Annotated in this window: 17 protein-coding genes and 2 pseudogenes; 11 read left to right on the top strand and 8 right to left on the bottom strand. The window is 62.7% G+C overall.

Annotated features, from left to right (window positions below; genetic code table 11):
• Positions 1-198: 198 nt before the first annotated feature.
• Positions 199-1,350 carry a branched-chain amino acid ABC transporter substrate-binding protein gene (locus DIE17_RS32755; protein ID WP_124668194.1) on the top strand — a complete coding sequence of 384 codons (1,152 nt, stop codon included), beginning with the start codon at positions 199-201 and terminating at the stop codon, positions 1,348-1,350.
• A gap of 208 nt (positions 1,351-1,558) precedes the next feature.
• Positions 1,559-2,731 carry an FAD-binding oxidoreductase gene (locus tag DIE17_RS32760; protein ID WP_124668195.1) on the top strand — a complete coding sequence of 391 codons (1,173 nt, stop codon included), beginning with the start codon at positions 1,559-1,561 and terminating at the stop codon, positions 2,729-2,731.
• A gap of 116 nt (positions 2,732-2,847) precedes the next feature.
• Here the strand turns inward: DIE17_RS32760 and DIE17_RS32765 are convergent.
• Positions 2,848-3,157 (bottom strand): annotated as a pseudogene (locus DIE17_RS32765) (transposase family protein); the annotation flags it as partial.
• Positions 3,158-4,083: 926 nt separating this feature from the next.
• Here DIE17_RS32765 and DIE17_RS32770 point away from each other — a divergent pair.
• Together DIE17_RS32770 and DIE17_RS37630 are read left to right on the top strand one after the other, a co-directional pair.
• Complete coding sequence (locus DIE17_RS32770; RefSeq protein ID WP_124668196.1) at positions 4,084-4,314, top strand: hypothetical protein; 231 nt, start codon at positions 4,084-4,086, stop codon at positions 4,312-4,314.
• Between the two features lie 107 nt (positions 4,315-4,421).
• Positions 4,422-4,592: a hypothetical protein gene (locus DIE17_RS37630; protein ID WP_185735414.1), complete on the top strand. Its 171-nt coding sequence runs from the start codon at positions 4,422-4,424 to the stop codon at positions 4,590-4,592.
• A 106-nt stretch (positions 4,593-4,698) separates the two neighbouring features.
• Here the strand turns inward: DIE17_RS37630 and DIE17_RS32775 are convergent, their stop codons facing one another.
• From DIE17_RS32775 to DIE17_RS32800, 6 genes are all read right to left on the bottom strand, one after another.
• A complete protein-coding gene (locus tag DIE17_RS32775; protein WP_124668197.1) occupies positions 4,699-5,196 on the bottom strand; it encodes a hypothetical protein in 498 nt (165 codons plus the stop codon).
• Positions 5,197-5,854: 658 nt separating this feature from the next.
• A complete protein-coding gene (locus DIE17_RS32780) occupies positions 5,855-6,151 on the bottom strand; it encodes a hypothetical protein (protein ID WP_124921669.1) in 297 nt (98 codons plus the stop codon).
• A 279-nt stretch (positions 6,152-6,430) separates the two neighbouring features.
• Positions 6,431-7,003, bottom strand: a complete 573-nt coding sequence (locus DIE17_RS32785; RefSeq protein WP_124921670.1) for a PAS and helix-turn-helix domain-containing protein — start codon at positions 7,001-7,003, stop codon at positions 6,431-6,433.
• 88 nt (positions 7,004-7,091) lie between these two features.
• The gene (locus DIE17_RS32790; RefSeq protein ID WP_124921671.1) at positions 7,092-7,616 is read right to left on the bottom strand and encodes a DUF5943 domain-containing protein; all 525 of its coding nucleotides are present in this window, start codon (positions 7,614-7,616) and stop codon (positions 7,092-7,094) included.
• 32 nt (positions 7,617-7,648) lie between these two features.
• Positions 7,649-8,620, bottom strand: a complete 972-nt coding sequence (locus tag DIE17_RS32795; RefSeq protein WP_124489282.1) for a dipeptidase — start codon at positions 8,618-8,620, stop codon at positions 7,649-7,651.
• A 56-nt stretch (positions 8,621-8,676) separates the two neighbouring features.
• Positions 8,677-10,023 carry an MFS transporter gene (locus DIE17_RS32800; RefSeq protein ID WP_044849019.1) on the bottom strand — a complete coding sequence of 449 codons (1,347 nt, stop codon included), beginning with the start codon at positions 10,021-10,023 and terminating at the stop codon, positions 8,677-8,679.
• Between the two features lie 201 nt (positions 10,024-10,224).
• Here DIE17_RS32800 and DIE17_RS32805 point away from each other — a divergent pair, with 201 nt between their 5' ends.
• From DIE17_RS32805 to DIE17_RS32840, 7 genes are all read left to right on the top strand, one after another.
• Positions 10,225-10,413, top strand: a complete 189-nt coding sequence (locus DIE17_RS32805) for a hypothetical protein (RefSeq protein WP_124921672.1) — start codon at positions 10,225-10,227, stop codon at positions 10,411-10,413.
• A 698-nt stretch (positions 10,414-11,111) separates the two neighbouring features.
• Positions 11,112-12,311, top strand: coding sequence for a PLP-dependent aminotransferase family protein (locus DIE17_RS32810; RefSeq protein WP_124921673.1), 1,200 nt, complete (start codon positions 11,112-11,114; stop codon positions 12,309-12,311).
• A 10-nt stretch (positions 12,312-12,321) separates the two neighbouring features.
• Positions 12,322-12,510 (top strand): hypothetical protein, encoded by a 189-nt coding sequence (locus DIE17_RS32815; protein WP_124921674.1) that lies wholly within the window; start codon positions 12,322-12,324, stop codon positions 12,508-12,510.
• 87 nt (positions 12,511-12,597) lie between these two features.
• Entirely contained in the window at positions 12,598-13,206 is a 609-nt protein-coding gene (locus tag DIE17_RS32820) for a pyridoxamine 5'-phosphate oxidase family protein (RefSeq protein ID WP_124921675.1), read from the top strand.
• A gap of 175 nt (positions 13,207-13,381) precedes the next feature.
• Positions 13,382-14,662, top strand: coding sequence for an epoxide hydrolase family protein (locus DIE17_RS32825; protein ID WP_124523370.1), 1,281 nt, complete (start codon positions 13,382-13,384; stop codon positions 14,660-14,662).
• A gap of 287 nt (positions 14,663-14,949) precedes the next feature.
• The gene (locus DIE17_RS32835) at positions 14,950-15,993 is read left to right on the top strand and encodes an alpha/beta fold hydrolase (protein WP_124921677.1); all 1,044 of its coding nucleotides are present in this window, start codon (positions 14,950-14,952) and stop codon (positions 15,991-15,993) included.
• Positions 15,993-16,529: a cytochrome P460 family protein gene (locus DIE17_RS32840; protein ID WP_124894000.1), complete on the top strand. Its 537-nt coding sequence runs from the start codon at positions 15,993-15,995 to the stop codon at positions 16,527-16,529. Before DIE17_RS32835 ends, DIE17_RS32840 begins: the two co-directional genes overlap by 1 nt.
• A 156-nt stretch (positions 16,530-16,685) precedes the next feature.
• Here the strand turns inward: DIE17_RS32840 and DIE17_RS38155 are convergent.
• Positions 16,686-16,838: pseudogene (locus DIE17_RS38155) on the bottom strand (virulence factor); the annotation flags it as partial.

Below are 16,838 nucleotides of genomic sequence, written 5' to 3' on the forward strand. Positions count from 1 at the left end.
ACGCGTATTGGCTACCCACAATCGGTTCACCTCTTTCGCGCTGACAGGTTCCCCGGAGACGGAACCGCGGTGATCGACCGGCAGGCGATGCGCCATGAGCGATGCCCCCGGCGACAGAAAAAATCACCGGCACGCGGGAGGTCGCCGGCGCGCGATGGTCGCGCGTCGCATCCCGACCCACAGAAGAAGGATTGGCCGATGACGTTCCGCATTCGTTCGCTTTCCGGCATTGCATTGACCGCTGCGATTCTCGCGTTCCAGACGGGCGCGGCCCATGCGCAGGAAACCGTCGTCAAGGTCGGCGTTGCCGTGCCGCTGACCGGCGGCGGCGCCGCGTACGGCAAGGACATCGAGAACGGCGTGCGCATGGCCGTCGACGAGGCGAACGCCGCGCACCCGACGATCGGCGGCAAGCCGGTGAAATTCGTCGTCGCGTCGCAGGACGACCAGAGCGATCCTCGCATCGGCGTGCAGGCCGCGCAGCAGCTGACCGACGCGCAGGTGGCCGTCGTCATCGGCCACTTCAACTCGGGCACGACGCTGCCCGCGTCGAAGATCTACGCGAAGGCCGGCATTCCGATGATCACGCCGTCGGCGACCAATCCCGACATCACGCGCGCCGGGCTCGGCACCGTGTACCGCGTGATCGCGACCGACGCGCAGAACGCCGGCAATGCCGGTGCGTATGCGGCGAGCGTGACCAAGGCGAAGCGCATCGCGATCATCGACGACCGCACCGCGTTCGGACAGGGCGAAGCCGACGAATTCGAGAAGGCCGCGAAGTCGAACGGCGGCACGATCGTCGCACGCGAATTCACGAACGACAAGGCCGTCGACTTCAGCGCGCAGCTCACGAAGATCAAGAGCACGAATGCCGACCTGGTGTTCTTCGGCGGCCTCGACGCGCAGTCCGCGATGCTGGTCAAGCGCATGCGCCAGCTCGGCATCCGCGCGCAGTTCCTGGCCGGCGGCGGCGTGATGAACGCGAACTTCATCAGGCTCGCGGGCAATGCGGCCGAAGGCGCGTCGGTGTGGGAGTACGGACAGCCGCTGTCGCGTCTCGCGAAGGGCAAGCAGTTCGAAACGAAATTCAAGCAGAAGTACGGCGTCGACATGCTCGCGTATGCGCCGTTCGCGTACGACGCGACGTGGATCGCGATCAACGCGATGCAGAAGGCGAACTCGACGAAGCCGGCCGATTTCAACGGCGCGCTGAAGGGCACGCGGTACGACGGCATCACCGGCACGATCGCGTTCACGAACACGGGTGACCTGAAGAACCCGAGCTCGACGCTGTATGAAGTGAAGAACGCCGCATGGCAGCCCGTCACCACGCAAACGGCGGACTGAGTACCCGAATTACCCGAATGCGCGCGGACTTTCGCGGCGAGCCCGGACGTGCTGAAATAGCCACAGCGATCGGATCCGATCGCGGCGCATGTCGGGGCGACTCGCCGGGGGCACGGTCTGCCGCGCACGGCGCCGCGCGCGACGCGGCACGAACAACCTTCGGGCGCGGCCGGCCGGCCGCGCCTTTCACGTGCAACTGGAGTCAGTCGTGAGTTCTCAAGTCGTCATCGTCGGCGGTGGTGTGATCGGCAGCTCGATCGCCTATTTCCTGCGCGCTACCGATCCGACGGTGTCCGTCACCGTCATCGAACGCGATCCCACCTATGCGAAATCGTCGTCGGCGCTGTCGGCCGCGTCGATTCGCCAGCAGTTCTCGACGCCGCTGTCGATCGAGATGTCGCTGTTCGGGATCGACTTCCTGCGCACGATCGGCGAGCGGCTCGAAGTCGACGGCACGCGGCCGTCGATCGATCTGCATGAAGGCGGCTACCTGTTTCTCGCGACGCCGGCTGGTGACGCGACGCTGCGCGAGAACCACGCGCTGCAGACGAAGCTCGGCGCCGATATCCGGTTGATGGATTGCGACGCGCTGCGCGCGAAGTTTCCCTGGCTGAACGTCGACGATCTCGTGTCGGGCGCCTATGGCGCGAGCGGCGAAGGGTGGTTCGACGGGTACGGGCTCGTGCAGGCGCTGCGCAAGAAGGCGCAGGCGCTCGGCGCGCGGTATGTGCCGGCCGATGTGACCGGCGTCGTGCGCGATGGTCGCAAGATCACGCACGTGGTGACGAACGACGGCGAGCGCTACGCATGCGACACGCTCGTCAACGCGGCCGGTGCGTGGACGCGCACGCTGTCGTCGATGATGGGCATCGACATTCCCGTGTACGCGCGGCGTCGCAGCATCTTCAACGTGTCGTCGCCGGCGAAGCTCACCGATTGCCCGCTGCTGATCGATCCGACCGGTGTGTATTTCCGGCCGGAAGGACGCACGTACATCTGCGGGACGTCGCCGAGCCCCGATCGCGACCCCGACGACCTGCCGCTCGACGAGGTCGATCACGACCTGTTCGACGAGGTGATCTGGCCGACGCTCGCGAATCGCGTGCCGGCGTTCGAGGCGCTGCGCGTGGAGAACTGCTGGTCCGGGTACTACGAGTACAACGTGTTCGATCACAACGCGATCATCGGGTATCACCCCGAGCTCGACAACGTCGTGTTCGCGAACGGGTATAGCGGGCACGGGCTGCAGCAAGGGCCCGCGACCGGGCGTGGAGTGAGCGAGCTGATCCTGGGCGGGCGATACGAATCGCTCGACCTGTCGTCGCTCGGCTGGGAGCGTGTGCTCGAAAACCGGCCGATCGTCGAAAAGAACGTCGTGTAGCGCGGCGTGACCGCCCGGTGTGTGGTGGGCGGGATTCTCCTTGTGTCTCAATCTGATTGGCCCGGCTTTGCCGGGCTTTTTTTGGGTTCATCGCAGAGCAAGCGGCCACCGTGCTCTGTCACCCGCTGGTAGCGGCCCGGCCAGTCAAGCTTCTCCAGCGTCGGCCACCGCAGCGTTCGCACCAGACCCGGCGTCGGGGCACGTGCAGCACCACCCGGTACTCGAACAACGGCAGATCACGTACCCGCCGTACGGTCGTTTCATGAATCTGCTGGTAATGTGCACCCGACTGCTCGCAGTACATGACCTTGCTGACCGGCTTCAGGTAGAGCGACAGCGTGCGGCTATCGCCTTGCGGCCACTCCACTCGATATAGCCGATAGCTGTCCAGCAGCCCAGTGCTTGCAGTGCCTTGCGATCGAGCAATTCTTCCTCCGACTTCCTCAAAATCAGGTGTCAGATTATGCAATCGCTCGAAAACCCTCCACGGTTTCCTGCGATGAACCAAATATAAGCACCTCAGCAAGTCACCTCGCTTGCCGCGAGACACGAACACGTGTCTAGAGATTAGAACTTTCTCCAGCACCGTCTGCACTGTAGCCGATGAGTTGAAATCCCCATCGCATACGCCCAAACGCGCGGTATCGCTGCGCCAATCACGCTGAACGCAGACCCGCTGATCTCACGCGTGACCGCGTCGGCCGCGAGCGCGTCGTCATCAGCAGCGGCGGCGGCAGGCTATCACGAGACGTATGACGCCGCTTGAATGGCCAGTAGAGCATGGTGAAACGACAGCCGGTCGGAAAGGCTTGTAAATCAATGCAAAATCACGGATCGAAGGCTTGCCTATCTGACGCTGCTCGTGCAGTCTCATTTTAGTAATCTGTTGTACTGCACGATGCCCGTCCACTTATAAGCGGCGAGCTAGCTCAAAGACTATTCTTGCGGGATCCCCAATGTATAAAGCGATTGCACGAAGCACCGTACGCGCGATACCCTGCGCTTTGCTTCTGAGCGCGTGCGCCTACGTAATACCGCCGCATCACAACGTCGATACGGAAAATCCCACGTACGATCCCGCAACGTCGGCGAGAATGAGGGTCCTCTCGGCGAACGGCCCGGAAAAGAGTGTTACGTTCTGGCAAGGAGACTGCGACGAACCCTCATCCGATCAGGGCGCGGTGAAAGCCAATGACGGTTTCGTATCGTCGTGGAACTATTCGTCGCGTAGCGTCGTAATTGGGATGCCCCCGAGCCCCCGCAAGGGAATGCGCGTTGAAAGTCTCTTTGGCCGGGACCAAATTCGGGAGTATGTCGTACCCGCTGATAGGCCAATTACGTTGGCACTGGCGATGAGTATCTACACGGGTCAGTATGGTGGAACGATTGGCTGCAAAGTGCCGCCGGTAACATTTACGCCGGTTGCCGGGCAGGACTATGACGTGTTTCTGGACACTGAGCGTCGTGCTTGCTCGACGGTCATCCGTCGAATCGACAAGGATGGATTGGATCAGCAGGTTCCTGCGATAACTGCCAAGAAATGTTCGGCTAGTATGCAGCCGAATTCCGCGGCCGCCAAGTAACGCATGATGCATGTGCGTTTAGCATCAGACTTGTCTTGATGCGGACAGGCATTTCCCTGCGACGGCTTTGCAGTAATGCGAACTTACCCGCGTGAGCGAACAGTTCCATGTTGCTTCCCGCCGTCGCTTTGGTCGCGTTGTACGCGGCCAACCCTTTCAATTTCGCGGTTCCATTCGTCGGAATTGTGGGCGACGGAGTGCTGGTTCCGATGGCGTTGCATTTGATGATCCGATGTCTTCCGATCAGCTACAACATCTACACCACAGATGAGGCATAAAACCGGTCAGTCGGCATCTGGCTATCGTCAACAATCGGCAGGCCTCATCAGATTTCCTCTGTCGCCCTTTGTTTGGTGGAGATTTTTAGACCATCGTTAATGGATTTTAATTCCACCAATGAGTAACAATGCCTTTATTGCTAAAGTCAATGAACAACTGGCGCGCATATCCATTTTCTTTCGCTGCCTTCCCATCCTGAGCGGAAGTCGCGATCGTTTTGGCACCGTTAACCCTTCTATTTGCGCCATTAACTTGATCACTAACGGCGCCCACTGTATTTTGAGCCGTAGATAAACCCATTTGAGATAAACCGGAAGTAATTCCACTAAGCATCCCTCCCATGCGTTCCATTACATTTGGAGTCGATGCGGTACTTTCATTGTAATACCAAGTTTCCCTGCCATCATCTTTCGTTTGCTTGGAATTTGAATCTCCATATAGCGCAACCACATCGGCCTTCGTGGTTTTTCCTACAACAATGTGTTGCCTGACATAGCTCGGTGAAAATTTATCCATTTGATTACCGCTGCTTGACGGCATTTGCGTACAGGCTGTGGTGCTTGCCAGAATTGAAATTGCAAAAAGCGAAATCAACGTTTTCATATATTTGACCCTGAATGGTTCATTCAACCATCATAATGGAAGTGAAATTTGTCTTGCACCAGACGGTTGCATGAAAATACGAACGACAATTTGATCGAACGTCGGGGTATTAGACCCCTGGATAGTATCGGCCCCAGCCATTTTGCATGTGGACTCCCATAATTATTATTCTCGATCGACGAATCGTCGACCGACATCAACTTCATCGCCGGTACGACAGATCTAACGCCATGGCAGTAAGAAAGAAATTGTCCGCCCCAAATTCGAATTAAGAAGTTGTTATTTCTAAAATGAAAGAGGGTAATTCGCGGCACCCTCTCTTTGATAAGGTATAGCACTACGTAAGATAGGTGCAATGAAATCGACGGGTACTTTGCAATCCTTGACATTTCACAATAGCTCCCTCGTCGAGCACAAGCTCAATCGATTTCGACGTTGATACACGCTGCAATGCCGCGCTGGTACATATGAAAAGGTGAAGGACTGCGGTTCTGCAACCAGCCACGTAGGGCCAATGGCCCGGACGCTGATGACTATCGGCCTTCGTCCATCTATGCCGATGGCTACCGGCTTGAACGAGTCTGAAAGTGAGGTCGCGCTATTCAGCAACGGGGATCGGAGAGGCGCTGCCGAGCTTAATGACGTGTGTCAGCCGCGATCATGCGTCGACCAATCGGGATTTCGCTAAGGCCGCCATTTGTGCATCGTGCTCGATCACAACCCGCTCAAGCGCGATCCGCTCATGCTCGCTCGGTCGCCCACACTTCCTCCTTTGCATGCGAGCGACGATGGCGTTCAGAACATCTCCTGCTTCACGATAGCGAGACAGATCGACGTCGTCTGGATCTCGAGGAAAGAAGGCGAGATACACCACATTCAATAACGTCGCTATCGAATCGACGTCGGTACGACGCGTTAGGAGCGTAGCTAGTGCCCGGTGATGCTTGAGCGACAAGCGCTGCACATCCCGAGTCGGTAGCGGGAGAAGTTGTGCTTTCGTCAGGCGTCGACGTACAGCGCGTGGCTTCGTCGCGTTCATTCGTTTGGTGTGGCGACCTGCTCCCCGCGTTTAGTACGGTGACGGTGTAGAGTTCGTTCCAGCCACTGACGCAAGTCGGCAACGATCTTGGCATTTTGTGCGGGCGACACCTGTATGCAAGGCGACACGGTTTCCTGCGATGAATCTTTTTTTATCGGAGCGGGAGGCCGGACGCGTCGTTCCGGCGCGAGCGACTCAGGCCAGCAAGCAAGCGATCAGATCGTGCGTCGTGCGCACCTCGTACTTCCGCAGCAAGCTCGCACGATGAATATCGACCGTGCGCGGGCTGATGTTCAGCTCCTTGCCGATTTCCTTGCTGGTGAGCCCGTGAACCAGGAATGCCGCGACGTCGCGCTCGCGTTCGGTCAACGTGCTGGCGACGTCGGGATGCTTCGCATCGCCCGACAGGTCGGTGAAGGTCCAGACGGCCAGCTCGAAAGGCCGCTTCGGGTTGTAGCCGAAGCCGCACACGGTGACCCAGAAATGGCTGCCGTCGATGCGGCGCATGATGCGATCGTCGCTGAACCCCGCACGCTTCGCGAGCAGCGGCGCGAGGCGACGGCCGGTCGTCGCGAAGTCCTTCTGCTGCGGATACAGCTTCGCGAACGACTGGTCGATGATGTCGTCGCGGGTCGCCCTGAACAATTGCAGCGCCTTCTCGTTGCAGTCGATCATGATGCGCTCTTTCGCCACGATCGCGGCGACGGGAAGATGCCTGAAGAGATCTTCGTAGTCGAGGCTTGGCATCGTGTCGGTCATGTTCGGCATCGGGTCGGCGGGTCCGAACCGTGTTCGGACCCCGGCTATCGGGCAGGTTCGCTCCTGTCGGATTGTAGCCGTAGCGCTTGCGGCACATTCAACCGACGTGAAAGACACAGCAGTCGTGCCCTTCGCCCGCGCACCGGAGTTCGGCCGAATGCGCACGCGGGCCCCTGCTCGCCGTGTCGGGCGCGGTGTCGTTGACCCAGTCCATTGCGCCGGCGAACCAGCCCGCGAACATGTAGCAGAGCTTGCCGTGCTTGTCGGGCTGGGCCAGCACGAAGGACGAGTGATGCAGATGGATGCGCGCGTGCGACGTCGCCGGATCGGCTTCGACAATGCTGAACACGCCCCAGCCGCGCTGCGACAGACGCTTCAGATAATGTTCGAACACGGCCATGCCGGCGATGCCGTGCTGCTTCGCCTCCTTGTCGCACCAGTGATAGGCCGACTTGTAGCCGGCCTTGTAGAGAATCGACGCGTAGGCTTCGCGGCCGAGCGCCTCTTCCACGGCGACATGATTGTTCGTGAAGAAATGGCGCGGCACGTACAGCATCGGCAGCGCGTCGGTGGTCCAGACACCGGTGTCCGGATCGACGTCGATCGGCAATTGTGGCTGCATGGCGGGTGCGTGGTGCGTTCGTGTCGTGTGATTCAACCGTTCCAGACTTCGCCGAACACCCGCAGCCAGTTCTCGCCCATCACCTTCCTGATGCGCGACTCGCTCCAGCCGGCGCGTTGCATCGCGGCCGTCAGGTTCGGGAATTCGCCGATCGTGCGGATGCCTTCCGGATTGACGACCTTGCCGAAGTCCGTCAGGCGGCGATAGCGGCCCTTGTCGTGGGTGATCCAGTCGAAGAACTCGGTGCTGTAGCCCTGCGTGAAGTCCGTGCCGATTCCGACCTTGTCCTCGCCGATCACGTCGATCACGTATTCGATCGCTTCGAGGTAATCGTCGATGGTTGCATCGGCGCCGCGTCGCAGGAACGGCATGAACATCGTGACGCCCACGAAGCCGTTCGCTTCCGCGATCTCGCGCAGTTGCTCGTCCGTCTTGTTGCGCGGATGTTCCTTCAGCGCGGACGGGCAGCAGTGCGAGTACGTGACCGGCTTCTTCGAACAGGCGATCGCGTCGGACGAGGTTTTCGCGCCGACGTGCGAGAGATCCACCATGATGCCGACGCGGTTCATCTCCTGGATCACTTCGCGGCCGTAGCCGGACAACCCGCCATCCGGTTCATAGGAACCCGTGCCGACGAGGTTCTGCGTGTTGTAGCAGAGCTGCACCACATTCACGCCGAGTTCCTTGAACACTTCGATGTAGCCGAGGTTGTCCTCGAACGCATATGAGTTCTGGAAGCCGAGGATGATGCCGGTCTTGTTCTCCTTCTTCGCGCGCAGGATGTCGTCCGTCGTGCGCACCAGCGTGAGGATTTCACTGTATTCGCGGATCTGCTGCTTCATCTCCGCGATGTTGTCGATCGTCTTCTGGAAGTCTTCCCACACGGAGACCGTGCAGTTGACGGCCGTGACGCCGCCCTTGCGCATGTCTTCGAACACCGATCGCTCGAAGCGGGAGATGTTCAGGCCGTCAATGATGATGCTGGCGTCGTGAAGGCTCGTCATGGTGTTTCTCCATGCGTTGGTTTAGTCGGCCCCGTTTGCACGAGCGGGGCGTGTACTCAAACCGCGCCTTCGACGCCGCGCTTGGCGGACTGGCCGGTTCTCGCGGTTGCCGGACCTGCGTCTTCGAGCGCCGTCTTCGACGTTTCCGGCAGGGACAGGCCGCCGATCATCGCCAGGATCGACACGGCGATCAGGTAATAAGCGGGCGACAGGTTGGTCCCGGTCGCCGAGATCAGCCACGTGGCGACGAGCGGCGCCGTGCCGCCGAAGATCGTGTACGCGAGGTTGTACGTGATCGCCGATGCGGTATAGCGCGTTTTCGTCGCGAACACTTCCGACATCAGCGGTGCCGTCACGACGCCCGAGAACACCGCGCCGATGGCCAGCAGTGCGACGCCGGCCAGCGATTGCGACAGCACGCCCGAGCCGCCCAGCGAGAACGCCGGATACACCGACACGATGATGAAGAGGCCGGTCGTGGCGATCGTCGCGCGGCGGCCGACGAGGTCGGAGAAGAAGCCGGCGACCGGGCACAGGGCCGCGGCGAAGAAGAGGGCGAGCACCGTCACCAGGAGCGACGTGCCGCGAGACAGGTGCCCGGCCACTTGAAGATACGTCGCGAAATAGGTCGTGAACGTGTAGAACGACAGCGCCGTCACGGACACGAACGCGCCGAGCTTCAGGATATTCAGCGACTGCGAACGCAGCGTTTCCATCAGCGGCGCATGCGCGATGTCGTGCTTGCCTTCGAGTGCCTGGAACGCGGGCGTTTCATTCAGGTTCACGCGCAGGTACACGCCGATGAGGCCGACGGGTGCCGCGATCAGGAACGGCACGCGCCAGCCCCATTCGACCATTGCCTGCGACGACAGCGACGATTCGAGCAGATAGGCGACCACGGCCGCGCAGGCGAACGACGAGAAGGTCGACACCGGCACGAAGCTGCCGAAGAATGCGCGGCGGCGGCGCGGTGCGTGTTCCATCACGTACGCGCATGCGCCGGCGTATTCGCCGCCTGCCGAAAACCCCTGGACGCAGCGGATGATCGTGAGCAGCAACGGCGCCCAATAACCGATGCTCGCGTAGGTCGGGAGCAGGCCGATCAATGTGGTCGAGCCGGCCATCATCAGGATCGTCAGCGCAAGCGTGCGCTTGCGGCCGATCCGGTCGCCGATGACGCCGAAGACCAGGCCGCCCAGCGGGCGGAATGCGAAGGCCACCGCGAAGACGGCGAAGGTCTTCAGGAGACCGACCGTGGGATCGCCGCTCGGAAAGAATTCGCGCGTCAGGATGGTGGCGAGAAAGCCGTATGCGGCGAAATCGAACCACTCGACGAAATTGCCGATCGAGGCTGCGGCGATCACGCGTCGTAGCGTGCTGGTATCGACGTCCTGGGTGGTCATGGTCGTGTCCTCTTCGTAGGTGTGGTTCGGTTCGCGTCGAAAACATCGTAGGGACGCCAATTACCTAGGTCCATACGTGTCAATTACCTAGGTAATCGGGGGCGTGGCGGGGGGGCCGCCTGCCGGGCGGCGTTGCCGGAGTTGAATAAGGGAGCGCGGAGGCTAGACTGGAAGTTCCCCATGCACACCATGGAGGGAGACATGACGACCATCTATGTCGTGAAGACCGGGCTTCAGTTCCTCTGTACCGGCGAGGACGGCGACATCGGCATGGCACCGGAGATCGAGGAAGCGATGTCCTTTCTTTCGTATGAAGAAGCGAAAAAGGTGGCGACCGAGAACGCCGATCCGGGATATGAGATTCTGGCGGTCGATATTGTGTGCCGCTGATGGGGGAGTTTCGCGGCGAGGGCTCGATGACGGAAGATGCCTCGGGTTGCGCGCATCTTGGGCTAGGTGCGGCGTCGCTTCCGTGCGGCCATCAACGCATGTAGCGGCACACCTGTAGTCACCTGTGACAACTGCCACGGCCGCGAGCCGCCGTGAAGCGCCAGCACGTACCGGTCGAAAACCGTCGAACGTACTCTATTTATCCGCGCGGCACGGCCGCATCACGTCCCTCAATCGATGATCAAACCGCAAGACATGATGCATATGGGTATCGGTTGCCGATATCGATCGCTTTGAGCAATCTTGTAGCCATTGGGCTACATCGGTGCCTGTTTCATCAATTTTTGTATCCCAGGGGATACAAAATCGCGGATGGCAATTTGTGCCTCGGGGATCGGTGATTGAAGCCGCCGGCTTCTCGGATACGGGCACGGCCGACAATGGAAGAGAAGTGATCGGGCGCTCGGAATTGCCTGGAGAGCGCGGGAAAGGGAGTTGATGCGGGCCACCGAGCAACACGGCGAGCGCCGCCCATTTGATGACCAAACCGCAAGACCTAGTGCATAGATATCGTTTGCCGCAGCGTTAATGACTATCGACAATCGTGGCTCGAATTCCCGCCGTTGGCGCCTGAAGCGCCTTGGCGGGCGGCACCCGTCGGCTATCCCGGCCGTCGCCGCCATCCAGCTCACGACGACATGTACGCGTTCACGCCTTCATTCCAGAATCCTGCCGGTTCGCCGATCCGCGAGCTGTTCAAATACCTCTCCGAGCCGGGGATGATTTCGTTCGCCGGCGGTTACCCGGCCAGCGACCTGTTCGACGTCGACGGCCTGAACGCCGCCGCCGAACGCGCATACGCCCAGCCGGTCCGCTGCCTGCAATACGGCCCGACCGACGGCCTCGCCGAACTGAAGCAGCAACTGATCGCGTTGATGGCGCGCCGCAACGTGACGTGCACGCCCGCCGAACTGCTCGTCACGACCGGCTCGCAGCAGGGCCTCGATCTGCTATTGCGCGTGATGGTCGGCCCCGGCGACGTCGTGCTGACCGAACAGCCGGCGTACCCGGCGACGCTGTCGGCGATGCGTCTGCAACAGGCGCGCATCGTCACGATCCCCGTCGACGGCGAAGGGCTCGACGTCGACCGCCTCGCGTCGCAACTCGCATCCGGCGCGATCGCGCAGCCGAAGCTGCTCTACACGGTCCCGACCTTCGCGAACCCGACCGGCGCGACGCTCACGCGCGAACGCCGGCTGAAGTTGCTGCGCCTCGCGGTGCAATACCGTTTCCTGATCGTCGAGGACGATCCCTACGGCGACCTGCGTTTCGCGGGCGAACCGGTGCCGTCGATGCTTGCACTCGCGAACGACGTCGAAGGCGCGCGCGACTGGATCGTGCATTTCGCGAGCCTGTCGAAAATCGTCGCGCCGGGGCTGCGCGTGGGCTGGACGATCGCGCCGGCCGAAATCGCGCGGCGCTGCGTGATCGCGAAGCAGACGGTCGACCTGTGCAGCACGCCGTGGACGCAAGCCACCGCCGCCGAGTATCTCGCCGACTGCGCACTCGAACGCCATCTGCCGCGCATCACGGCGGCCTACCAGCGCAAGTGCGACGCGATGTGCGACGCGCTGCGCGACGGTCTCGGCGATGCGATCACGTTCCATCGTCCCGAAGGCGGGATGTTCGTGTGGGCGCGCATCGGCGCGGTGTCGTCGGATGTGCTGCTGCAACAGGCGATCGCGAACAAGGTCGTCTTCGTGCCGGGCAAGGCGTTCTTCGCGGACAACGTCGACGTGGCATCGCTGCGGCTGTCGTTCGCCGCGCCCGATGTCGACGCGATCCGGGAAGGCGTGGCGCGCCTCGTGCGCGCGTATGGTGCGGCGCTGGCCGCGTGAGGAGACACACATGAACATCGTCATCAACCACACCGCATGGATGGACGAAGCGCCGGGCATGGCCGATATCCGTCCCGTCGCGCACAAGTCGTCGCAGATCAGCGCGGGGCCGCAGTACGTGGCCGACGTACTCGGCCGCTTCGGCGCGGAGTCGACCGACACGCGCGACGCCGCACCGGCCGTCCTCGGCTACAACTGAACCGCGCGGCGGCGGGCTCGCAAGGAAAGCTCGTCGCCGAAACGGTTAAGCTGTCGCGATCGAATCGCGCAGGATCGCCACGCCATCATGTCGGACACCGACTCCCCTTCCGAATCGCTGACGGAGACGTACGACCGCCTTTGGTCCTGCCTCGAGTCCGGCGTCGGCACGCAGCGCTCGCCGTTCACGATGCTGCAGGCCGCGACGCTCGGCCTCGATGGTGCGCCGAAGGTGCGCACCATCGTGTTGCGGCAAGTGAGCCGCGCCGATCGCCTGCTGTCGTTCCATACCGATGTGCGTTCGGAGAAGGTCGTGGAATTGCGCCGTGACGCGCGTATCGCCATCGTCGCGAACGATCTCGATTCACTCGTGCAGATTCGCGCGGAAGGCGTGGCATCGATCTGCGACGACGAAGCGCAACGTCGCGCGGTCTGGCAATCGAGCCGTCCGCATACGCTGCTGCTGTATCGCGCACCGCTGCGCCCCGGCACGCCGATCGAGTCGCCCGAAGAGGCGCACGTCGCGGCAGGCGCAACCACAGGCACAGCGGCCATCGACGACGGCTACCGGAACTTCTGCCTGCTCCACGTCACCGTGACGCGCGTCGACTGGCTCGAACTCGCGTGCAGCGGCCATCGCCGCGCGGTGTTCGACGTGAACGACGACGGCTACGAGGGCCGTTGGGTCGCGCCCTGACGGCGACGTCCGCGTTTTTTTTGCTACAAACGCGTACAAGTCAGACAAATCCCCGATACATCAGACCTTTCAAATTGGCAACGCCGCGTGACCGGCGTGTGCCCGAATGAAAGCGAAGGCGCGCTCGGACGCGCGGCATGTTCACTTTCCACTTCACGAAAGGAGATGCCGAACGATGTCTTCCACACCGTTTTCCCCGACGCGTCGCCACCTGCTGGCCACTTCCGTGGCCGCCGGGGTCTCCGCGATGCTGCCCACCGCCGCGCTGCGTGCGGCCACCGGCGGCGACGGCATACGCCCGTTCACCGCCCATATCCCCGACGACGCACTGGCCGACCTGCGCCGCCGCCTTGCCGCGACGCGCTGGCCGGGCCGCGAGACCGTCGCCGACGAATCGCAGGGCGTGCGGCTCGCGCGCATGCAGGCGCTGCTGCGTTACTGGGGTACCGAATACGACTGGCGCAAGGGCGAGGCGCGCCTGAACGGCTTTCCGATGTTCATCACCGAGATCGACGGGCTCGACATTCACTTCATCCACGTGCGCTCGCGGCACGCGAACGCGATGCCGATGATCATGACGCACGGCTGGCCCGGTTCGATCTTCGAGCTGCTGAAGGCGATCGGCCCGCTGACCGACCCGACCGCGCACGGTGCGAGTGCCGACGATGCGTTCCACGTCGTCGTGCCGTCGCTGCCGGGCTTCGGTTTCTCGGGGCGTCCGGCGAAGACGGGCTGGGGCTCCGACCACATTGCGCGTGCCTGGGGCGAGCTGATGGCGCGGCTTGGCTATACGCGCTTCGTGTCGCAGGGCGGCGACTGCGGCTCGGTGATCTCGCACCGGATGGCGATGCAGCGCGTGCAGGGCCTGGCCGGGATTCACGTGAACATGCCGGCGACGGTGCCGCCGGACATCGCGACGCTGCTCCAGACCGACGCGCCGGCACCGGCGTCGCTGGCGCCGAAGGAGAAGGCCGCGTACGAGAAGCTCGCGACGTTCTATCGCGACAACTGCGGCTACTCGGCGATGATGGTCACGCGTCCGCAAACGGTCGGCTACGCGCTGGCCGATTCGCCGTCGGGTCAGGCCGCGTGGATGTACGACAAGATCTCGCAGTGGACCTACAGCGGCGGCGTGCCGGAACGGTCGATCCCGCGCGACGAGATTCTCGACGACATTTCGTTGTACTGGCTGACCAACACGGCGACGTCCGCCGCGCAGATCTACTGGGAGGATCACTCGAACAACTTCAACGCGGTGGACATCTCGCTGCCGGCGGCGATCACGGTGTTCCCCGGCGAGATCTACCAGGCGCCGCGCAGCTGGGCCGAGCGCAGCTATCACAACCTGATCTACTTCAACGAAGTCGACAAGGGCGGGCATTTCGCGGCTTGGGAGGAGCCGGAACTGTTTGCCCGCGAAGTGCGCGCCGGGTTCCGGCCGTTGCGTCGCGCGTAAGCGTGGCTTGACGGGAAAACGCGGGCCGGTGGCGATGCCGGCTCGTGTCGCGCGTCGCGCGCGGCCGACCGCGAACGCCCGTTTCCGCCACGATTTTGAATCGCTGTATGTCGTACCCGAACACAGATACGTTGGGATACAAAGCGTCCGGGCGGTTCGGATATAAAACCGGTGAAGCGATTCACACGGCGGCGCGGTGCGATGCGCCGCCGCCGTGAATGGCGATACCGCATCGCCCGCACGTGCCGCGGGCCCCTTTCTTACCGATCGACAATGGAGAACGCGTCATGCCTGATACCGTCAACACCCGCCGCCGCCTGATTCTGGGCACGACACTCGCCAGCCTGAGCCTGGCCGACCTCGGGTTCGGCTCGCTGGCGCGCGCGCAGTCGGCGCCCGATGCGTCGACGCCGACGCGCGCGGCCGGCGCGGCGTCGCTCGGCAAGATCCACCAGATCGACGCGGGCGTGCTGAACGTCGGGTATGCGGATCTCGGGCCGAAGAACGGCCCGGTCGTGGTTCTGCTGCACGGCTGGCCGTACGATATCTACAGCTACGCGGACGTTGCACCGCTGCTCACGGCGGCCGGCTATCGCGTGATCGTGCCGTACCTGCGCGGCTACGGATCGACGACGTTCCGCTCGGCCGACACGGTGCGCAACGGCCAGCAGGCGGTGACGGCCGTCGACATCGTCGCGCTGATGGATGCGCTCAAGATCGACCGCGCGGTGTTCGGCGGCTACGACTGGGGTGCGCGCACGGCCGACATCATCGCGGCACTGTGGCCGCAGCGCGTGAAGGCGCTGGTGTCGGTGAGCGGCTACCTGATCGGCAGCCAGGAGGCGAACCGCAAGCCGCTGCCGCCGCAAGCGGAACTCCAGTGGTGGTATCAGTTCTACTTCACGACCGAGCGCGGCGCGCTCGGCTACGCGGAGAATCGTGATGCGTTCAACAAGCTGATCTGGCAGCTCGCGTCGCCGAAGTGGCAGTTCTCCGACGAGACCTTCACGCGCAGCGCCGCGTCGTTCCAGAACCCCGACCACGTGGCCGTCGTGATCCACAACTATCGCTGGCGCCTCGGGCTCGCGCAGGGCGAAGCGCAATACGACGACATCGAGCGGCGGCTCGCGGCCGGCCCGGCGATCACCGTGCCGACGATCACGATGGAAGGCGACGCGAACGGTGCGCCGCATCCGCAGCCGGCCGCGTATGCGAAGAAGTTCACCGGCAAGTACCAGCACCGGACGATCACCGGTGGCATCGGCCACAACCTGCCGCAGGAAGCGCCGCAGGCGTTCGCGGATGCGATCCTGCAAGTGGAGCATCTGTGATGCGGGTACACGCTAATGTCGTGCAGCGCGGCGTGCGCCGTGCATGCGTCGCGGGCGTGCTGCTGGCCGGCGCGTTGTCGGTGAGCGGCCCGGCTGCGCTTGCCGAACAGCCGAAGCCGGCTGCGTCGCCGATCTACGGCGTGACGATCCCGCCCGGCTACCGGAAGTGGGAAATGGTCGCGCCGGCCGAGGAAGCGGCACCGCTCGACGAATTGCGCGTGGTGCTCGGCAACCCGGTCGCGATCCGCGCGCTCGAACAGGCGACGCTGCCGTTTCCGGACGGCGCGATCCTCGTGAAGCTCGCGTACAAGCGCAAGCAGTCCGACGAGTTCGCGTCGGCGACGGTGCCCGGCCAGGCGACGACCGTGCAGGTGATGGTGAAGGATTCGCGTCGCTATGCATCGACGGGCGGCTGGGGCTTCGGGCGCTTCATCAACGGCGTGCCGGCCGATATCGGTCAGCACCAGACCTGCTTCGCGTGTCATCAGGCACGCGTGAAGAATCACGACTATGTGTTCACGCGGTTTGCGCCTTGAGGGGGTGAACGTGGTGGAACCGGCGAATGCGTGTCGTGTGGGGTACGCCGTTCGCCATTTGCCATCGTTCTGATCGCCGGTGCCGAATTGCAGGTGGCGCGGCGGAGCGGCCGAGCGAACCCGGTCGCCAACGATTGCGCCGCTGCGTAGTTTGCGTCACCACGAATAGCCTTGCATGCCGTAGTCGGTGTCGTGTCGACGACCCCACCAGGGGAGGTAGGCGTTGTTGCCGCCGCGTGCGCGGAACCAGTCTTGGTCCGGATCGATCGGCGTGAGCTTCGACGGTGGTCTGACGACGACGGCGACGGG

This window comes from Burkholderia sp. Bp9099, assembly GCF_003857805.1.
Classification (GTDB): domain Bacteria; phylum Pseudomonadota; class Gammaproteobacteria; order Burkholderiales; family Burkholderiaceae; genus Burkholderia.

Bases quoted from the DNA above. Each gene is read 5' to 3' on its own strand.
- DIE17_RS32755 (WP_124668194.1), top strand. From the start codon at position 199: ATGACGTTCCGCATTCGTTCGCTTTCCGGCATTGCATTGACCGCTGCG.
- DIE17_RS32770 (WP_124668196.1), top strand. From the start codon at position 4,084: ATGAGTATCTACACGGGTCAGTATGGTGGAACGATTGGCTGCAAAGTG.
- DIE17_RS37630 (WP_185735414.1), top strand. From the start codon at position 4,422: ATGTTGCTTCCCGCCGTCGCTTTGGTCGCGTTGTACGCGGCCAACCCT.
- DIE17_RS32775 (WP_124668197.1), bottom strand. From the start codon at position 5,196: ATGAAAACGTTGATTTCGCTTTTTGCAATTTCAATTCTGGCAAGCACC.
- DIE17_RS32785 (WP_124921670.1), bottom strand. From the start codon at position 7,003: ATGCCGAACATGACCGACACGATGCCAAGCCTCGACTACGAAGATCTC.
- DIE17_RS32790 (WP_124921671.1), bottom strand. From the start codon at position 7,616: ATGCAGCCACAATTGCCGATCGACGTCGATCCGGACACCGGTGTCTGG.
- DIE17_RS32795 (WP_124489282.1), bottom strand. From the start codon at position 8,620: ATGACGAGCCTTCACGACGCCAGCATCATCATTGACGGCCTGAACATC.
- DIE17_RS32800 (WP_044849019.1), bottom strand. From the start codon at position 10,023: ATGACCACCCAGGACGTCGATACCAGCACGCTACGACGCGTGATCGCC.
- DIE17_RS32805 (WP_124921672.1), top strand. From the start codon at position 10,225: ATGACGACCATCTATGTCGTGAAGACCGGGCTTCAGTTCCTCTGTACC.
- DIE17_RS32810 (WP_124921673.1), top strand. From the start codon at position 11,112: ATGTACGCGTTCACGCCTTCATTCCAGAATCCTGCCGGTTCGCCGATC.
- DIE17_RS32815 (WP_124921674.1), top strand. From the start codon at position 12,322: ATGAACATCGTCATCAACCACACCGCATGGATGGACGAAGCGCCGGGC.
- DIE17_RS32820 (WP_124921675.1), top strand. From the start codon at position 12,598: ATGTCGGACACCGACTCCCCTTCCGAATCGCTGACGGAGACGTACGAC.
- DIE17_RS32825 (WP_124523370.1), top strand. From the start codon at position 13,382: ATGTCTTCCACACCGTTTTCCCCGACGCGTCGCCACCTGCTGGCCACT.
- DIE17_RS32835 (WP_124921677.1), top strand. From the start codon at position 14,950: ATGCCTGATACCGTCAACACCCGCCGCCGCCTGATTCTGGGCACGACA.
- DIE17_RS32840 (WP_124894000.1), top strand. From the start codon at position 15,993: ATGCGGGTACACGCTAATGTCGTGCAGCGCGGCGTGCGCCGTGCATGC.